Origin of the sequence: Caulobacter sp. ErkDOM-C, from assembly GCF_048541825.1 — a bacterium.
Classification (GTDB): Bacteria; Pseudomonadota; Alphaproteobacteria; order Caulobacterales; family Caulobacteraceae; genus Caulobacter.
In genome coordinates this window covers 1,364,151-1,378,816 of sequence record NZ_CP183332.1, presented here as the reverse complement: position 1 = coordinate 1,378,816, position 14,666 = coordinate 1,364,151, and the positions used below count along the sequence as shown (strand labels likewise).

At 64.8% G+C, this 14,666-nt stretch carries 20 protein-coding genes and 1 tRNA gene; 9 read left to right on the top strand and 12 right to left on the bottom strand.

The features are described from left to right. Positions 1-7: 7 nt before the first annotated feature. Complete coding sequence (locus tag ACN2C8_RS06730) at positions 8-328, bottom strand: YbjQ family protein (protein WP_419255075.1); 321 nt, start codon at positions 326-328, stop codon at positions 8-10. Between the two features lie 81 nt (positions 329-409). On the opposite strand from ACN2C8_RS06730, the gene msrB reads away from it, so the two are divergent. Then, complete coding sequence (gene msrB / locus ACN2C8_RS06725; RefSeq protein ID WP_419255074.1) at positions 410-892, top strand: peptide-methionine (R)-S-oxide reductase MsrB; 483 nt, start codon at positions 410-412, stop codon at positions 890-892. A 190-nt stretch (positions 893-1,082) separates the two neighbouring features. Here the strand turns inward: msrB and ACN2C8_RS06720 are convergent, their stop codons facing one another. After that, positions 1,083-3,455, bottom strand: a complete 2,373-nt coding sequence (locus tag ACN2C8_RS06720) for a TonB-dependent receptor (protein WP_419255073.1) — start codon at positions 3,453-3,455, stop codon at positions 1,083-1,085. A gap of 295 nt (positions 3,456-3,750) precedes the next feature. After that, positions 3,751-3,835, bottom strand: a tRNA-Leu gene (locus tag ACN2C8_RS06715). A 104-nt stretch (positions 3,836-3,939) separates the two neighbouring features. Between ACN2C8_RS06715 and ACN2C8_RS06710 the strand changes: the two genes are divergently transcribed. Further along, a complete protein-coding gene (locus ACN2C8_RS06710; protein ID WP_419255072.1) occupies positions 3,940-4,947 on the top strand; it encodes a P1 family peptidase in 1,008 nt (335 codons plus the stop codon). On the opposite strand, the gene ACN2C8_RS06705 is transcribed toward ACN2C8_RS06710, so the two are convergent. The 3 genes from ACN2C8_RS06705 to ACN2C8_RS06695 all read right to left on the bottom strand — a co-directional run bounded on the left by ACN2C8_RS06705 (position 4,934) and on the right by ACN2C8_RS06695 (position 6,833). Further along, entirely contained in the window at positions 4,934-5,440 is a 507-nt protein-coding gene (locus ACN2C8_RS06705; RefSeq protein WP_419255071.1) for a MarR family winged helix-turn-helix transcriptional regulator, read from the bottom strand. The genes ACN2C8_RS06710 and ACN2C8_RS06705 overlap by 14 nt on opposite strands. Before the next feature lie 239 nt (positions 5,441-5,679). Beyond that, positions 5,680-6,507 (bottom strand): hypothetical protein, encoded by an 828-nt coding sequence (locus ACN2C8_RS06700; RefSeq protein ID WP_419255070.1) that lies wholly within the window; start codon positions 6,505-6,507, stop codon positions 5,680-5,682. 83 nt (positions 6,508-6,590) lie between these two features. Then, complete coding sequence (locus tag ACN2C8_RS06695) at positions 6,591-6,833, bottom strand: hypothetical protein (RefSeq protein WP_419255829.1); 243 nt, start codon at positions 6,831-6,833, stop codon at positions 6,591-6,593. Between the two features lie 132 nt (positions 6,834-6,965). Here ACN2C8_RS06695 and ACN2C8_RS06690 point away from each other — a divergent pair, with 132 nt between their 5' ends. Beyond that, a complete protein-coding gene (locus ACN2C8_RS06690) occupies positions 6,966-7,148 on the top strand; it encodes a DUF3606 domain-containing protein (RefSeq protein ID WP_419255069.1) in 183 nt (60 codons plus the stop codon). Here the strand turns inward: ACN2C8_RS06690 and ACN2C8_RS06685 are convergent. Both ACN2C8_RS06685 and ACN2C8_RS06680 read right to left on the bottom strand, forming a co-directional pair. After that, entirely contained in the window at positions 7,145-7,567 is a 423-nt protein-coding gene (locus tag ACN2C8_RS06685) for a hypothetical protein (protein WP_419255068.1), read from the bottom strand. The two genes, ACN2C8_RS06690 and ACN2C8_RS06685, sit on opposite strands and share 4 nt — an antisense overlap. A 2-nt stretch (positions 7,568-7,569) precedes the next feature. Further along, positions 7,570-7,824 (bottom strand): DUF3297 family protein, encoded by a 255-nt coding sequence (locus ACN2C8_RS06680; protein ID WP_419255067.1) that lies wholly within the window; start codon positions 7,822-7,824, stop codon positions 7,570-7,572. A 327-nt stretch (positions 7,825-8,151) separates the two neighbouring features. Here ACN2C8_RS06680 and ACN2C8_RS06675 point away from each other — a divergent pair, with 327 nt between their 5' ends. From ACN2C8_RS06675 to ACN2C8_RS06655, 5 genes are all read left to right on the top strand, one after another. Next, the gene (locus ACN2C8_RS06675) at positions 8,152-8,757 is read left to right on the top strand and encodes a YqaA family protein (RefSeq protein WP_419255066.1); all 606 of its coding nucleotides are present in this window, start codon (positions 8,152-8,154) and stop codon (positions 8,755-8,757) included. After that, a complete protein-coding gene (locus tag ACN2C8_RS06670; protein ID WP_419255065.1) occupies positions 8,754-9,383 on the top strand; it encodes a disulfide bond formation protein B in 630 nt (209 codons plus the stop codon). Before ACN2C8_RS06675 ends, ACN2C8_RS06670 begins: the two co-directional genes overlap by 4 nt. Beyond that, positions 9,380-9,940 (top strand): demethoxyubiquinone hydroxylase family protein, encoded by a 561-nt coding sequence (locus ACN2C8_RS06665; RefSeq protein WP_419255064.1) that lies wholly within the window; start codon positions 9,380-9,382, stop codon positions 9,938-9,940. The genes ACN2C8_RS06670 and ACN2C8_RS06665 overlap by 4 nt, the downstream gene beginning before the upstream one ends. Before the next feature lie 66 nt (positions 9,941-10,006). Then, positions 10,007-11,800, top strand: coding sequence for a M1 family metallopeptidase (locus tag ACN2C8_RS06660; protein WP_419255063.1), 1,794 nt, complete (start codon positions 10,007-10,009; stop codon positions 11,798-11,800). A 109-nt stretch (positions 11,801-11,909) separates the two neighbouring features. Beyond that, a complete protein-coding gene (locus ACN2C8_RS06655) occupies positions 11,910-12,431 on the top strand; it encodes a VanZ family protein (RefSeq protein ID WP_419255062.1) in 522 nt (173 codons plus the stop codon). Position 12,432: 1 nt separating this feature from the next. On the opposite strand, the gene ACN2C8_RS06650 is transcribed toward ACN2C8_RS06655, so the two are convergent. Together ACN2C8_RS06650 and ACN2C8_RS06645 are read right to left on the bottom strand one after the other, a co-directional pair. After that, positions 12,433-12,618 (bottom strand): hypothetical protein, encoded by a 186-nt coding sequence (locus tag ACN2C8_RS06650; RefSeq protein ID WP_419255061.1) that lies wholly within the window; start codon positions 12,616-12,618, stop codon positions 12,433-12,435. Then, positions 12,619-12,837: a hypothetical protein gene (locus ACN2C8_RS06645; protein ID WP_419255060.1), complete on the bottom strand. Its 219-nt coding sequence runs from the start codon at positions 12,835-12,837 to the stop codon at positions 12,619-12,621. Between the two features lie 108 nt (positions 12,838-12,945). Between ACN2C8_RS06645 and ACN2C8_RS06640 the strand changes: the two genes are divergently transcribed. After that, positions 12,946-13,254, top strand: coding sequence for a hypothetical protein (locus ACN2C8_RS06640; protein WP_419255059.1), 309 nt, complete (start codon positions 12,946-12,948; stop codon positions 13,252-13,254). A 27-nt stretch (positions 13,255-13,281) separates the two neighbouring features. Here the strand turns inward: ACN2C8_RS06640 and ACN2C8_RS06635 are convergent, their stop codons facing one another. After that, positions 13,282-13,845 carry an HNH endonuclease gene (locus ACN2C8_RS06635; protein ID WP_419255828.1) on the bottom strand — a complete coding sequence of 188 codons (564 nt, stop codon included), beginning with the start codon at positions 13,843-13,845 and terminating at the stop codon, positions 13,282-13,284. A gap of 163 nt (positions 13,846-14,008) precedes the next feature. Continuing rightward, on the bottom strand, positions 14,009-14,656 hold the full coding sequence (locus ACN2C8_RS06630; RefSeq protein WP_419255058.1) for a DNA-3-methyladenine glycosylase family protein: 648 nt from the start codon (positions 14,654-14,656) through the stop codon (positions 14,009-14,011). Positions 14,657-14,666 lie beyond the last annotated feature (10 nt).

Genomic DNA, 14,666 nt, shown 5'->3' with positions numbered 1-14,666 from the left:
CCTTCCCCTAGCGCAGCTTCACGGCGGTGCCGGCGGCGGTGACCATCAGCATGCCGCCATCAGGGCCCAGCGACTCGTAGTCGAGATCCACGCCCACGACGGCGTCGGCGCCCAGACGGCGGGCTTCATCGTTCATTTCCTGCAGGGCAATGTCGCGCGCTTCACGCAGGGCCTTCTCATAACCGCCCGCCCGACCGCCGATGATATTGGTGATGCCGGCGAAGATATCGCGGAAGATATGCGCGCCGATGATCGCCTCGCCCGACACCACACCCAGGGTGGCGACGGTCTCGCGCTCGGCGATCGAGGGGGTCGTGCAGGTCAGCATTGGCTCTTTCCGTCCTGATGGCGGCCCAAATGGCGGGCTTGTCTCTACCGGATTCGTTCCGGGCATCTTACATTGGGTGTCATGACAGACGCCGCCACCCGATCAACCGCCGGTTTTGACCTCACTGCGCCCAACGAGGCCGAACGCCATCACCTTGAGGCTGCACTCACCACCGAGGAAGCCCGGGTCCTGCTGCAGCATGGCACTGAGGCCCCGTTCTGCGGCGGCCTGCTGGGCGAAAAGAGCCCGGGCGTCTATGGCTGCCGCCTTTGCGGCCTGCCCCTTTTCCGGCACCAGACCAAGTTCGAAAGCGGCACCGGCTGGCCCAGCTTCTACGCGCCGTTCGCCGAGGACCATGTTCGGGCGATCACCGACTCGTCCTATGGCATGACCCGCATTGAGACGCGCTGCGCCCGATGCGACAGCCACCAGGGTCACGTTTTCCCGGACGGTCCGCAGCCGACGCGGCTGCGCTACTGCATCAATTCAGTGTCGCTGCAGTTCGTGAAGGCCGGCGATCCCCTGCCCGATCCCCTGCATCGCGGCGATCCGACCGTCGACTGAAGCGATCGGCTTCAGCTTCTCTATATTCCTACTAAATTGATCTGATTTGAACGGCGGCCTCGAAAGCGGTTGGGCGCCTCACGACACCCTCCGGCCATGGCCGGAGGATCAGGGGCCGCGCCGTGCTGGCCGAACTGATCCGGGAGGTAGAGGCCGCCCGCGCGCCCTGAGGCGGCGAGCGGCCCCGGTTCTAGAAGTCCGCCGACAGGGTGAACTGGATCGTGCGATGTGAACCCGGGCGGAACGTCGCCAGGGTGTTCACGGTCGTGCCGATCGTGCCCAGATAGTCGGTGTCGAAGATGTTATCGACATTGACCCGCGCCTTGACCTGCTCGAACGGGCCAAAGCCGAAGCCGTCGCCCATGTCGAGATAGGCGTTCCAGATCATGTAGCCGGGCGCGTGCTCGCTGTTGATGAAGTTGGTGAAGCGGTCATCGATCAGGCGTCCCGACAGGTTGAACACCAGACCATCGGTCGGCTCGAGCGTGACCCCGCCCTGGAAGATCCATTCGGGGAAATCAGGCACCTTCTTGCCGGCGATCTTCAGCGCGGCCCGTGTCGGGGTCAGGACGAAGTTGGCGATATCATCCTGAAATTCCGAGATATTGTACGAGATGTTGGTGTTGAAATAGACCTTGCCGTCAAAGAGATCCGGCTTCCACTGGCCACTGAACTCGGCCCCCGACGCTTCCACCGCGCCGACATTCTGGAAGAAACTCTCGGTCGTGGTGCTGCCGGGCACAGGCGCGGAAAAGGCCTGCAGACGGTTCTTGAACTCGGTCTTGTAGACCACGAACGAGGCGTTGAAGGTCGCCCGGTTGGCGCGATAGCCCAGCTCCCAGTTGGTCGAGGTTTCGGCGTCGGGCGCAGGAACCAGCGGGCTGGCGGCCGACAGCACGTCGTCCGCGCCGCGCGGCAGGGCCATGTTCTCCGAATAGGACGCGAAGACCTGGTCGCGCGCGCCGACCGAATAGACCATGCCAATCTGCGGCAGGAAGCTGTCGGACCAGTTGGCCTTGATGCTGGGCTGGCGACGATTGATGTAGTCGGCGGGGTTGCGATAGCCGCTGATCTCGTAATCGACATCCAGGGTCTTGAAGCCAAATTCCAGCTTCAGATTGTCGTCCAGCAGGCTGAGCGTGTCCTTCAGGAAGAACTGCGTCGTCTGGCGGGTCGACACGTAGTTGCGCTGCAGGTGGACCGGTTCGTTGAGCAGCGGCGCGCCATCGGGGTTCCCGCCCTGGACATTATAGCGGGCTTGGGTGCGGTGGTAGTCGTCGTCCTCAAGCCAGACGCCGGCTTCGACCGTGTTGATCCCGATGCGCCATTCGCCCTTGGCCGTGACGCCCTGGCGGGTGCCGTCGACGCCAGACAGGCCATACTGGATACCCTTGGGCGCGGTCAGGCCGGCGACGATCAGGCGTTCTGCATTGTGGCTGGTCAGCGACGTCGCATAGGCCTCCGGCGAGACGCCATAGCCGCTCTTGTCCTCGTAGTAGGCGGTGGCGGTCAGGTCGATCGCCTCGCCCAGCGCGGTCTTCAGGGTCAGGCCGTAGAGGTGGTCCTTCCGCTTGTTGATCGCGAACTTGTAGTACTGGTTGTAGGCGGTGTTGGAGTAGGCGACGCCCGCCGTTGTCATCGGCAGCGAGGTGGCTGTCGCAGGTGAGCCGACGGCGCCGGATACCGGCACATAGCCCAGATAGGCGAAGTCGCGCCCTTTTCGGCCGAAGATGTCGTTGGCGTTCCCGAAATACTGCGCCTTGGTGATCGACGGCGAGTCGTAGTCGAAATAGTCGTTGTGCACCGTCTGGAACGTCAGGCTGGTCGCCTCGCCCATGTCCCAGCGCAGCTTGGCTTCATAGTGGGTGCGATCGATGGTGCCCGGACCGCGCCACAGGTCGCCCTCGATCCACGAGCCGCTGACATAACCCGAGAACGGGCCGACCTTGCCGCTTTCCAATCGCAGGAAGGTGCGCTTGAGGGCGTCGCTGCCGCGCGTATAGCTGGCCGAGCCGCCGAAGGTCTCGCTCGGGGCCTGAGTGAAATAGTCGACGATCGGGCCCAGCGACGCATAGCTGGGCAGGGCCACGTCGCCCGCGCCGGCCGAGGCCGTGACCCGCAGCAGGTTCTCGTTGTCGACATAGCGATAGATCGGGCTGCCGCCGAACTGGTCGCTGCGGCCCATGGGGATGTCGTCGAGCAGGAAGCCGATCTGCTGGAAGTTGAAGGCCCGCACCGAGACCGAGTTACCGAACTCGTACATGCCCAGGGCGTCATTGGCCTGGACGTTAAAGCCCGGCAGGGACTCCAGCATCTTCAGGCCGGTGACGCCGGCCGGCGCCGAGAGCAGCGCCTCGCGGGTAATGGAAACCGTTGCAGTCGCCTGATCGGTTCCGATGGCGACACTGGCTTCCGACACCCGCTTTCCCGTGACGACCACCAGATCGACTTCGGTGGCGGGCGCCCCTTCCTGCGCCAGCACCGGCGTGGCGACGGCAAGGATCGAGGCCGCGAGTAGCGCCGGTTTGAGGCTGCGCGATCGGGCTTTGGGTTTGATGCTCATGACTATCCCCTCTTCGACCTCATCGCGCGGGGAGGCCCGACGAGATCCTGTTTGGTCCTAGGACTGACGAAGATCAGACGCCAATTTCAGGCGTCGGCCGCTCGCCAATGCCGCAGCGCGCGCGAATCCCGGCGCACTGCACGGTGCGACACCGATCCGTCGCCTTGATCGCCCCAATATTAGGCGACCCAGCGCGGGCCTCGGCGGAAACGGCTGGCGAGGATGAACAGAGGGGCGGTGCAAAGATCAGAGGCAGGTCAGCTGCGCAACGCAGTCGCCTGACTTTTCAGATTGATGGTGCGGGCGGTCGGGGTCGAACCGACACTCCTTTCGGAACCGGATTTTGAGTCCGGCGCGTCTACCAGTTTCACCACGCCCGCAGACTTCGCTCATCGCGAAGGGCCGTCTCTCTAGCAGGCGTCGGACACGAATTCCAGTGGCGAGGGGGCGGGTCTAGAGTCGTTGCGCACAGGAGATTCGCACCATGCCCCGCCCCGGCGCCCGCAACCTGATCACGGACGTTCCCGGACTGACCGTGGGGTGCGCGCAGGATGAGGCCGTGCGCAGCGGCGTTACGGTGGTGCTGTGTCCCGAAGGCTGGAGCGCGGCCGTCGATGTGCGCGGCGGCGGCCCCGGGGTGCGCGAGACCGAGACCCTGGCGCCCGAAAACAGCTTCAGCCGGGCGCACGCCATCTGCCTGTCCGGCGGGTCGGTTTTCGGTCTTGGCGCGGCCGATGGAGTCGCCAGCATTCTATCGTCCCGTGACATAGGCGTTCATCTCGCTCCGGGCTCGCTCGCCATTCCCATCGTTCCCGGCGCGGTATTGCATGACCTCGCTAATGGCGGCGACAAGACCTGGGGACTGGACCCGCCCTATCGCGCCCTTGGGATGGCGGCGGTCGCCGCTGCCGGCCAGAGCTTCGAGCTTGGCGCCGTCGGCGCCGGACGCGGCGCGAAGGCGGGTCTCGTCAAGGGCGGGTTGGGCTCGGCGTCGATCGATCTGGGCGGCGGCCTGATTGTCGGCGCCCTGGTTGCGGCCAATCCCATCGGCTCGGTCTACATGCCGGATGGAGAAACCTTCTGGGCCTGGCCCTTCGAGATCGACGGCGAGTACGGCGGGCGCATCCCGACGGGCGCCGTTTCGGCGACCGAGCCCTTACCCGACGAGTCGAAGCTCGGCGCGGCGGGACGTTTGCGGACGGGCGCGAACACCACCCTGGCCGTCATCGCGGTTACGGCCGACCTTTCGACCGCAGAGGCCAAGCGGGTCGCCATGATGGCGCACGATGGCATGGGTCGCTCTGTGCGACCGGCCCATACGGCTTTCGACGGCGACGTGGTTTTCGCCCTGGCCTCTGGCGCGATGAGTCTGGGCTCTGATCCAGCCATACGGCCGGTCGAGGTCTCGCGCCTGGGGTCGGCGGCGGCCGACTGCCTGGCCCGCGCGCTCGCGCGCGCGGTCTACGAAGCCCGGGACTTCAGGGAATCATAGTCTCGCCGCCCGCCAACTGCGTGGCGGTGACTTCGAGACGTCCCAGCAGCCGCTTCAGCATCACGACCTCGCTCGGCGCCAGGCCAGATAGCAACGCCGCCTCATAGGCCAGGGCCATGGGCGCGATCTCGGCGAACAGGCGTCGTCCGGCGGCCGTCAACTCCAGTCGGTGTGAACGGCGGTCGGCCCGGACGGTGGTCCGGTTCACCAGCCTGCGCTCAACAAGGTCCTGAGCCGCACGACTGACCCGGACCTTGTCCATGGCCGTGCGGGTCACAGCGGCGTGCGGGGTCAGTCCGCCCTCGGCCAGCACCGACATCAGCCGCCATTGCGGAATGGTCAGGCCGAACCGGTCTTCATAAGCGCGCGCGATCAGCCGGCTGACAGCCGCAGCGGCCGTCACCAGTCGATACGGGACGTAGTCGGCGAGACTGAGCGCCTCTTCAGGCGTTTCAGGAATCGCCGTCGTCAGGGGAGAGACCGTTGCGGTCATGGCCCGTTCCTTTCGTCCTCCCGGGCGTGGTCGCCAATTGAAAGACGACCTTTCGCCGATGCTTGCGTCGTGAGGTCAACCGATCGGAGATCAGCTTCGCTTCGCGCCAGATCGATGTGGCGCCAAGCACCCTATCGCCTCAATCATCCAGCCGCGACTTCAGCAAAACCCGCCAGATTTCGTGTGTCGGTTGTGCAGCCAGGGCGCCCCCCGCACGCCTGACAGGCGCCGATACAAGGCTAGTGGTGCGAAGGCGCCTTTAGCTTGAGCGCCCGCAGATCGGGAAAGGGCGCGGTGCGGGTCAATGCGGTCTGGCAGCGCTCCAGTTCCAGGACACAGTCACCACGGCTCCAGAAATCCGAAAACTCAACCACCGCCATCCGGACCTGTTTGGAAAAATCCTTGTGATCCAACACCTTGGGCTCAGGCGGCTGACCGTGATGGTCGTCAGCGGGCTTGGCAGGATTGGCGATGACGACGGTCTGGCCGCCGAAGCGCGGACCCAGGATTGTTACATTCGGCGCCGCGGCCTCGACCACCGCCACCACGCAACGATCGCACTGGCAGCTCGGATCATGCCCTCCATGGCCAACGTGCGCGCCGTGACCTGCGGCGCCGTGGCCGCCATGCTCAGCTGCGCCATGACCGTGACCCTGGCCATGACCATGGCCGCCGCCATGGCCGTGCGCATCCTTGCCGCCCTTGTCCTTCTCCTCGACCGGCTCGCCCTTGAGGGCCTCGGTCAAACCCTTCATCGCCTTGGCGCAAGGGCCACCGAACTGGATGATGGGCCCGATCCGCCGCTGCACTTCCTCGACCAGTTCCTGGGTCTTGGACACCAGCTCGCCCGAGGGCGCGCTGGTCGCAGCCACACATTTGGCCTTGATGGCCTCATGAATGGTCTTGGCGACATCGCGATAGCTCTCGCTATTGTCCTTGCGGCCCAGCATGCGGCCGGCGGCAAAGGCCAAGCCTGCGATCACCAGGGCCGCTATAACCAGACCCATCAGCAGGGTCGGATCGAAGATCGGGATGGGCTGATCGACCGGAAACTCTGACTGGTACACCAAACCCTCCCCATACTGCGCGCCGGCATGATGGCGCGCCCTATGGTTAACGCAACCCAAGACCACTTGCACGGCGAAGGTTGTCACTCTTTGCGGGAAATCACGCCCCGGGCTCTCGCACCCTGATCGTATCGCGACGGACCGCCATAGACAGCGACCTCGCAAAGAATGTCGCCCCCCTCATCGGCGGCCCAGAGATAGTTTCGCTCGACCTCAACGTCGCGCCCCCCCGGCGAGATGCCTTCGTAGGTGTCACCCCAGGGAATCACCTTGGACAGATCGCGCCAGGACAGGGTCATGCCGCGCGACAGCTCGTCAGCCGCCATGGCTTCAAGATCGGGATCGCTCATCGACGGGCGCTCTAGACTTCAGTTTTCGTGGACGATGGTGAGCTTTGAGCGTCGCCTCGACAACCGTCAGAGCGCAGGATAGGTCGCGGACGAACGCAGGAGACGATCATGGGCATTCCCAAGGGCAAGCGCGACTTTCGCGACGAAGACCGGCTCGATCCCCGCGAGCGCCATCAGCTCGAATACTGGATGAAGCGCTGGGGTGTGACCAAGGACCAGATGATCGCCGCTCATCGCAAGGTGGGCAACTCGATCAAGGACATCGGCGCGGAGCTGGGGAAAAAGCGCTAACGCTTGTCGCGCTGAAAGGCCTTGGCCTCGGCGGCCAGGGACGAGGTGGTGTGCGCGGTCTCTACCGGCTCCGGGAAGAACGGCAGGCTGCCGGCCACACCGCGCAGGGCCAGCCATAGTGGGTGGCTGAAGTGGCCCAGGATACGCAGCGGCCGACGCTTGTCGTCTGTAACGTCCCAGCCTTCCAGCTCGAACTGGTCGGCCTGTTCGCGCATCGACTTGATGTCGATGCCGTCCCAGCCTTCCGGGTCGGGAATGACGGCGGCCTCGTCAGCTGTCAGGCCGAAGGTGTCGCGCGCCAGCTGATCGATCTCGGGAAACTCTGCGCGCGCCTGGGGTTCGGCGAAGGCCGGCTTCATCAGGGCCCTGTGCTCCAGCTCCGCAAAGCCCGGCAGGTCGATCAGACGGCGCAACGGCATGGTCAGACTTCGGTTTCGGCGACGTCGCGGAAGTAAGGCACAACTTCGCCCTGCAGCTTGATGGTCATGGGGTTGCCCTTGCGATCCATCGTCTTGCCAGCGGTCACGCGCACCCAGCCTTCGCTGACGCAGTATTCGTCGACATTGGTCTTCTCGACACCCTTGAAGCGGATGCCCACGCCGCGCTCAAGAAGCTCGGCGTTGTGGAACGGGCTGTCGGGATTGGTGGCCAGGCGGTCGGGAGGGGTGTCGCTCATCGGATCGGCTTTCGAATTTTTCGTGGGCGTGAGCCCTTGGACGGGGGTGATAGCCACCCATCGCCGGAAATCCAAGCGCCGCGACGTCGCGTCCCCTCAGCTTGACCTTGGTTGAGCTCTTCCTTGACCGGATCGGCGGGGTCTGACCGCCAACTTGACAGTCCCCGAAGGCTACAGCCAGCCGGGCCGCAACCGCAGCGCCACCATGGCGATGAAGTTCTAGCCAGAAGGACCGGCGGCGCGGTCTGGAGACCACTTTGCCGATCATCGCGGGGGACAACGGCCGCGCCCCCTGCTAGCAACAGGCGTCACATAGCTGGAGCTCGCATGCTGCGTCGCCTGTACGACTGGGTCATGGGATTGGCCGCCTCGCGCCACGCCTCGAAGAGCCTTTTCGCCATCTCGTTCGCCGAGAGTTCCTTCTTCCCCATTCCGCCCGACGTGATGCTGGCTCCCATGGTGCTGGCCAGACCGGACCGGGCCTGGCGCTACGCGACGATCTGTACCGCTGCCTCGGTGCTCGGCGGCATCCTGGGTTACGCGATCGGCTTTTTCCTGCAGGATCTGGGCATCTGGATGATGGCCGTCACAGGCCACGCCGGCGGTCTGGCCGAGTTTCAGTGCTGGTATGGCAAGTATGGCGTCTGGTTGATCCTGGCCAAGGGCCTGACCCCCATTCCCTACAAGCTGGTGACCATCGCCTCCGGTCTGGCGGCGTTCAGCTTTCCGATGTTCATCATCGCCTCGGTCATCACACGCGGCGCGCGGTTCTTCGCGGTCGCCTGGGTGGTGAAGAAGTTTGGTCCCGCCCTGTTGCCTGTCATCGAACGCCGCCTGGCCCTGTTTGCCGGCGGCCTGTTCCTGCTTCTTGTCATCGGCCTGGCGGCTAGCCATTTCCTGGGTGGCAGCAGCGGAGGCGCTTGCGCGGTATGACGAGCGAGGTCAACGACCCCAAGGCGACCACAGCCGAGCCTGCGACGGCGCAATCGCCCGCTATCGAGCTGGTGCGCGGTCCGGCGGCGGTCGAGGCGCCTGCACAGATCAAGGCGTCGATCATGGATCTCGGCTTGGCGTGGTGGCCGCTCATCGCCCTTTTGGCCAGCGCCGCCATGCTGGCGACCGCGCACGCCTTCGAGACCTTCGGCAAGCTCTACCCCTGCACCCTGTGCCTGAAACAGCGCGAGGTGTTCTGGGTCGCCGGAACCGTGGCCCTGATCGCCCTGGGCGCGCGCTACACCCCCTGGGCCGCAAGGCTGCGCCGGCCGTTCGATCTGCTGCTGGGCGTCATCTTCCTCTATGGCGCGGGCCTGGCGGCCTTTCATGCCGGTGTGGAATGGAAGTGGTGGCCGGGTCCAACCACCTGTAGCGGCGGAACCTCGGCGGCCGCCGGCGATCTGGTGGCCATGCTCAAGGGCGACAAGATCAAACCCCCGGCTTGCGACGAGGCCGCCTGGATTTTCCTGGGCATCTCGATGGCGGGCTGGAACGCCCTGATCTCACTGGGACTCGCCGCCGCCGCCCTGACGGCGGGCCTGCGCAAGACGGAGGCCGTCCGATGAGCAGCCCTGCGCCACGTCGCCCCGGCACCGGCGCAGCCCGGGCGCGCCTGGCCGAGATCCTGCGCGTCGATCAGGCCGGCGAACTCGCCGCCGTGAATATCTATCGTGGTCAAGCAGCGGTGATGCGCGCCAGCCCTGGCCGCGAGCGTCTGGCCGCGCAACTCAAGGAGATGGAGGGCCACGAACAGGTCCACCTCAGCCGCTTCGACCAGCTGCTCACCGAGCGCGGTGTGCGTCCCACACTGATGTCGCCGCTGTGGCGCGCGGCGGCCTTCGCGCTGGGCGCCGGCACAGCCTTGCTCGGCGACAAGGCCGCTCACGCCTGCACCGAAGCCGTCGAGACCGTTATCGAGAAACACTATGCCGGCCAGATCGCCGAGCTTGCTGACCGCGATCCGGAACTGGCCGCCGAGCTTTCGCAGTTTCGCGACGACGAACTGGCCCATCGCGACTTGGCTATCGAGGAAGGCGCCCACGAGGCCCTAGCCTATCCCCTGTTGAACGCGGTGATCCAGGCGGGCTGTCGGGCCGCGATCAAGATCAGCGAGAAGATCTGATCCTCTTGGCGTTCGCGCCGGCACGGCCTACCGATGCTGGAAAAAGCACCGACTTGGGAGTCCCGCTTGCCTCGTCCGTCCCTCCGCCTTGCCGCCTGCGCGGCTTCCCTGCTGGCGCTGAGCGCGGGACAGGCTCTGGCCCAGGCCAAGCCGCCGGCCAGGAAGACCACCGCCCTGACCCTGAACACTGGCGGCGTAGTTCCGGCTGAACAACGCGGCATGGCGCTGGACCATGTCGATCTGCGTATCAAGGTGATCCCCGCCCGCAAAGCGATTGAGGGCGACGCGACCCTGACGATCCAGGCCCTGGCGCCCCTGACGAAGCTGGTGCTGGATCTCGACCGAAACCTGCCCATCAGCCTGCTGGCGCTGGACGGCGCGCCGCTGGCCGCCAGCGCCTGGAGCAATCCGGAAGGCCGGCTTTCGATCACCCTGCCAAAGCCCTTGGCGCGTGGCGAGCAGATCAAGGTGCGTATTCGGTACGCCGGTATTCCCCACGAGGCCAAGCGCGCACCCTGGGATGGCGGTTTCGTCTGGAAGAAGACCCCGTTGGGCCAGCCCTGGATCGCCACAGCCGTTCAGGGCGACGGCTGCGATCTCTTCTGGCCGTGCATCGACCAGCCGATGGGCGAGCCCAAGCTGGTCGATCTGCACATCGTCGTCCCCGCCCCGCTGGTCGCGCCCGCCAATGGCGTCTTTGTCAGCATGGAAGAGCAGGACGGCTGGCGGACCTATAGCTGGCGCGCCAAGAACCCCAACACCTACGCCATCGCGCTGAACATCGGCCCCTATGTCGAACTGGGCGACACTTACAAAAGCCGCTACGGCGACAGCTTTCCGACCAGGTTCTGGCATGTGAAGGGCCATGAGACCGAGGCCAAGGCGCTGCTCGCCGAGTTCGCGCCGATGCTGGACTTCTACGAGTCGATGATCGGCCCCTACCCTTTCCGCGACGAGAAAATGGGCGTGGTCGAGACCCCGCACCTGGGCATGGAGCACCAGACCATCAACGCCTATGGCAATGCGTACGCCAAGGACGTCTATGGTTACGACTGGCTACTTCAGCACGAGCTGGCGCACGAGTGGTTCGGCAACCAGCTGACCAATGTCGACTGGGACGACATGTGGCTGCACGAGGGGTTGGGCACATACATGCAGCCCCTCTATTCGCAATGGCTGCATGGCGACATGGAATACATGGCGCGCCTCAACACCCAGCGCGCCGCGCTGCAGAACAAGTTCCCGGTCGTAGCCGGCAAGGTGATGGCCGAGGATCAGGTCTATGATCCCAAGATCGGGCCCGGCAACGACATCTACTACAAGGGCTCCAACGCCCTGCACACGCTGCGAACTCTGATCGGCGACGACGCGTTTTTCAATTCGATCAGGCTGGTCGTCTATGGCCGTACGGATCCCAAGCCAGGCAATTTTGCGCCGCGTTACGCCAACACCAGGGACTTCATCCGCGCCGTCAACGATGTGACCGGTACCGATTATGGCTGGTTCTTCGACGTCTACCTGTACGAAGCCGCGCTGCCCGAGTTGCTGGAGAGCCGCGAAGGCGACGATCTGGTTCTCCGCTGGAAGGCGCCAGGCGCCAAGCCGTTCCCGATGCCGGTCGAGGTCAAGGTCGGCGGCGAGCTGATCACCTTGCCGATGACCGATGGCCTGGGACGGGTACGGGTCGGAAACGCCGCTCTTGTGATCCTCGATCCGGCCTCGAAGATCCTGCGCCGCCAGCCCCATATCGAAGCCTACCAGGCCTGGAAGAAGGCCAAGGACGATGCCGACAAGGCAAGGGCGGAAGCCCGGAAGAAGGCAGAAGCCAGCGCCAGGACCAAGCGCAAGACCAAGGCGTAAGCGCTGACGGCCGCCCGGGCCGGCCTCAATTTATCCTCGGTTGACGATATTCGTTCACGGAATGGGCGCGAGGTCATGGCTATGAAACGGTCTCACCGAGAGCCCATCCATGCTGACGCCCAACCATGTCGTGATCGCCGCCCGCGCCGTACTGGTATTTGGCTCGGTGACCGCCGCGATCCTGATGCTGGGACCATTTCAGGGGATGGAAGCCATCGTCGGCCTGACCGACAAGAGCGCTCACGCCATCGCCTTCGGGAGCCTCACGGCGGTGTCCTTCGCCGCATTCCCCCGCATGCGTCGCTCCGACCTGGCTCGGGCCGCCTTGATCCTTGGCGGAGCCACGGAGGTCGCCCAGATGTTTGGTGGCCGCAGCGCCAGCCTTGCGGACTGGGCCGCCGACGCAGTGGGTATCTTGACGGTCTATGGTTCCAGCCTGATCGAAAGCGCGAGAAAGATGGCGCGCGACCATGGCAACCTGCCCTTTTCGGCCATCAAAGCCATGGGCGAGCGTTCGGCGCGTCGCAGAGGCAACGCGGTCATGACGCCGGTCGCGGCGAGCGAGAGCGAACACCCCGTCCGTTTCGCGGATCGCGCAGCGCGACGCTTCCCCAGGCGCACGCCCGTCTAGATCAGGTCGCCGCCGCCAGAGCTTCAAGCCCTTCCGGGGTAATCTTCCAGCCCACACGATCGCGCTGCGCGTAGCCCAGATCGGTCAGGGCGCGCGCATCGCTGATATTGATCCAGTCAACATCATCACCCGCCTGCTTGCGGGCGAGATTTTTCAACGCCAGCATCTGGCCTTCGGACAACGCCATCTATTGAGCGTCCAGCGCCGGTTGGGCCGTATCGGCTTCCGGACGAGCGGCTTCGCACAGCTTGCGCAGTTGCTTGAGCATGGAAGGGCCGCTGATCTGGCTGGGCGCATCGGAGAAGCCCTCGATCTTCAACTGACGGCGAATGTCGGAGATGGTCGAGTATTCACCAGATCGCGCCAGCTGGAAGGCGCGTTCGAGAGTGGTAGGTCTATTGGTCATGCGTCACCGTACAGGAGACGGTCCCCGACAGCGAGGTGTTGTTCTTTCGAACACGCAGGAACAAGCGTGGCCGGGAAACGTTGGTCAGCGTCACCAGAGGACATGACTATGACTGACACCAAGCAGACACACGACGACTCCGCTCCCGGCGTGCTCGGCGACTGGTCCCAGGCTCAGGACCTCGGCCAGCCCGGCCATCCAGAAGATCGCGTCAGCGAAACCGACGTCAAGGAAGCCTTCCAAAAGGCAGACACCCCGACGACCCGGATGGTGGAGCCCGTGCCGGAAGGCGAAAAGTATGACCAGCTCGCCAAGCATGTGGATCTCGCCGAAGATCGGCAAGAAGCCCTGATCGACGAGAGCCTTGAGGAGAGTTTCCCCGCCAGCGATCCGCCCCGCGCCAAGCGGATCTGCTGACGCGACAGCGCGCTTTTCGCCAATGCGTCAGGCATCCAGTTCGATGTCCCAGTAGAGATAATCGAGCCAGCTGGCGTGGAGGTGTCCCGGCGGAAAACGACGACCGCGATCCTGCAGTTCGTGCATGCTGGGTCTACGCGCCGTGTGAAACGGGTGCATGCCCGCCTCGCGCGGCGTTCGCCCGCCCTTGCGAAGATTGCAGGGCGCGCAAGCCGTGATGATATTCTCCCAGGTCGTCCGCCCGCCGCGAGAGCGGGGGATGACATGATCAAAAGTCAGGTCGTCGAGGGAGGAGCAGTACTGGCAGGTAAACGAATCACGCAGAAACAGATTGAAACGCGTGAAGGCCGGCGGCCGGTCCTGCGGCACATACTGCTTCAGCGACACAACGCTGGGCAGCTTCATCTCGAACGACGGCGAATGCACGACGTGGTCATAGGTCGAAACGACCTCGACACGCTCAAGGAACACCGCCTTGATCACCTCCTGCCATGGCCAGAGGGACAGCGGATAGTAGCTGAGGGGCCGATAGTCGGCGTTCAGCACCAGCGCCGGCATGCCGGACGGTGGACGGGAGAGAACCTGCATCAGGACCTCCCAGTGGAGCCGCAAAGGCTCCTGTGAAGCGGATACGCGATCGGACTGAAGACGGGCCTCCTTCCTACGCATTCAAAGGGAATCGCCATTCATTCCCGAACGCATTCAAAGGATGATCCAACTCCGCGACGGAACCAAGACATCTGTCGGCAAGCGATCAGAATGGCGGAATTTCGCCCTTTTTTACCGCGCCATAGCAGCGCCAGAGCAAATGGGCCGCGACGGCCCGATAGGGTTTCCAGGCCTCGGCCCGGGCATAGGCCTGTTTCTCGTTGGGCCTGATCTCGGCGCGATCTGTCCAGCGCATGGCTTCCTGCAAGGCGACGTCCCCGCCGGGAAAAACGTCCAGGCGCCCCTCGCAGAACATCAGATAGGTCTCGGCGGTCCAGCGGCCGATGCCCTTGACCGCCATCAGGGCGGCCGAGGCCTCTTCGTCAGACATATGGCGTAGGGCGTTCAAGTCGCAGAGACCCGAGACATGCGCCTCGGCGATGGCGCGGGCGTAGCGAACCTTGGGCCGCGACAGGCCCATGCCCTGCAGGTCGACCTCTTCACGCGCCAGCACGGCCGAGGGCGACACCTCCCCGAGCCCCGCTTCCACGCGGCTCCAGATGGCCGCAGCGGAGGCCAGGGACACCTGCTGGTAGACGATCAGGCGAAGAAGCCCAGCGAAACCGGGCACGGCGGTCCGCCAAGGAAACGCCGGCGTCACGGCCTCGATGACCGCCAGGGCGGGATCGATCGCCGCGAGATGGGCGCGAGCATCCCGGATCTGCTCAGCAGTAGGTGAAAGGTCTGCGGTCACCGCACGACCA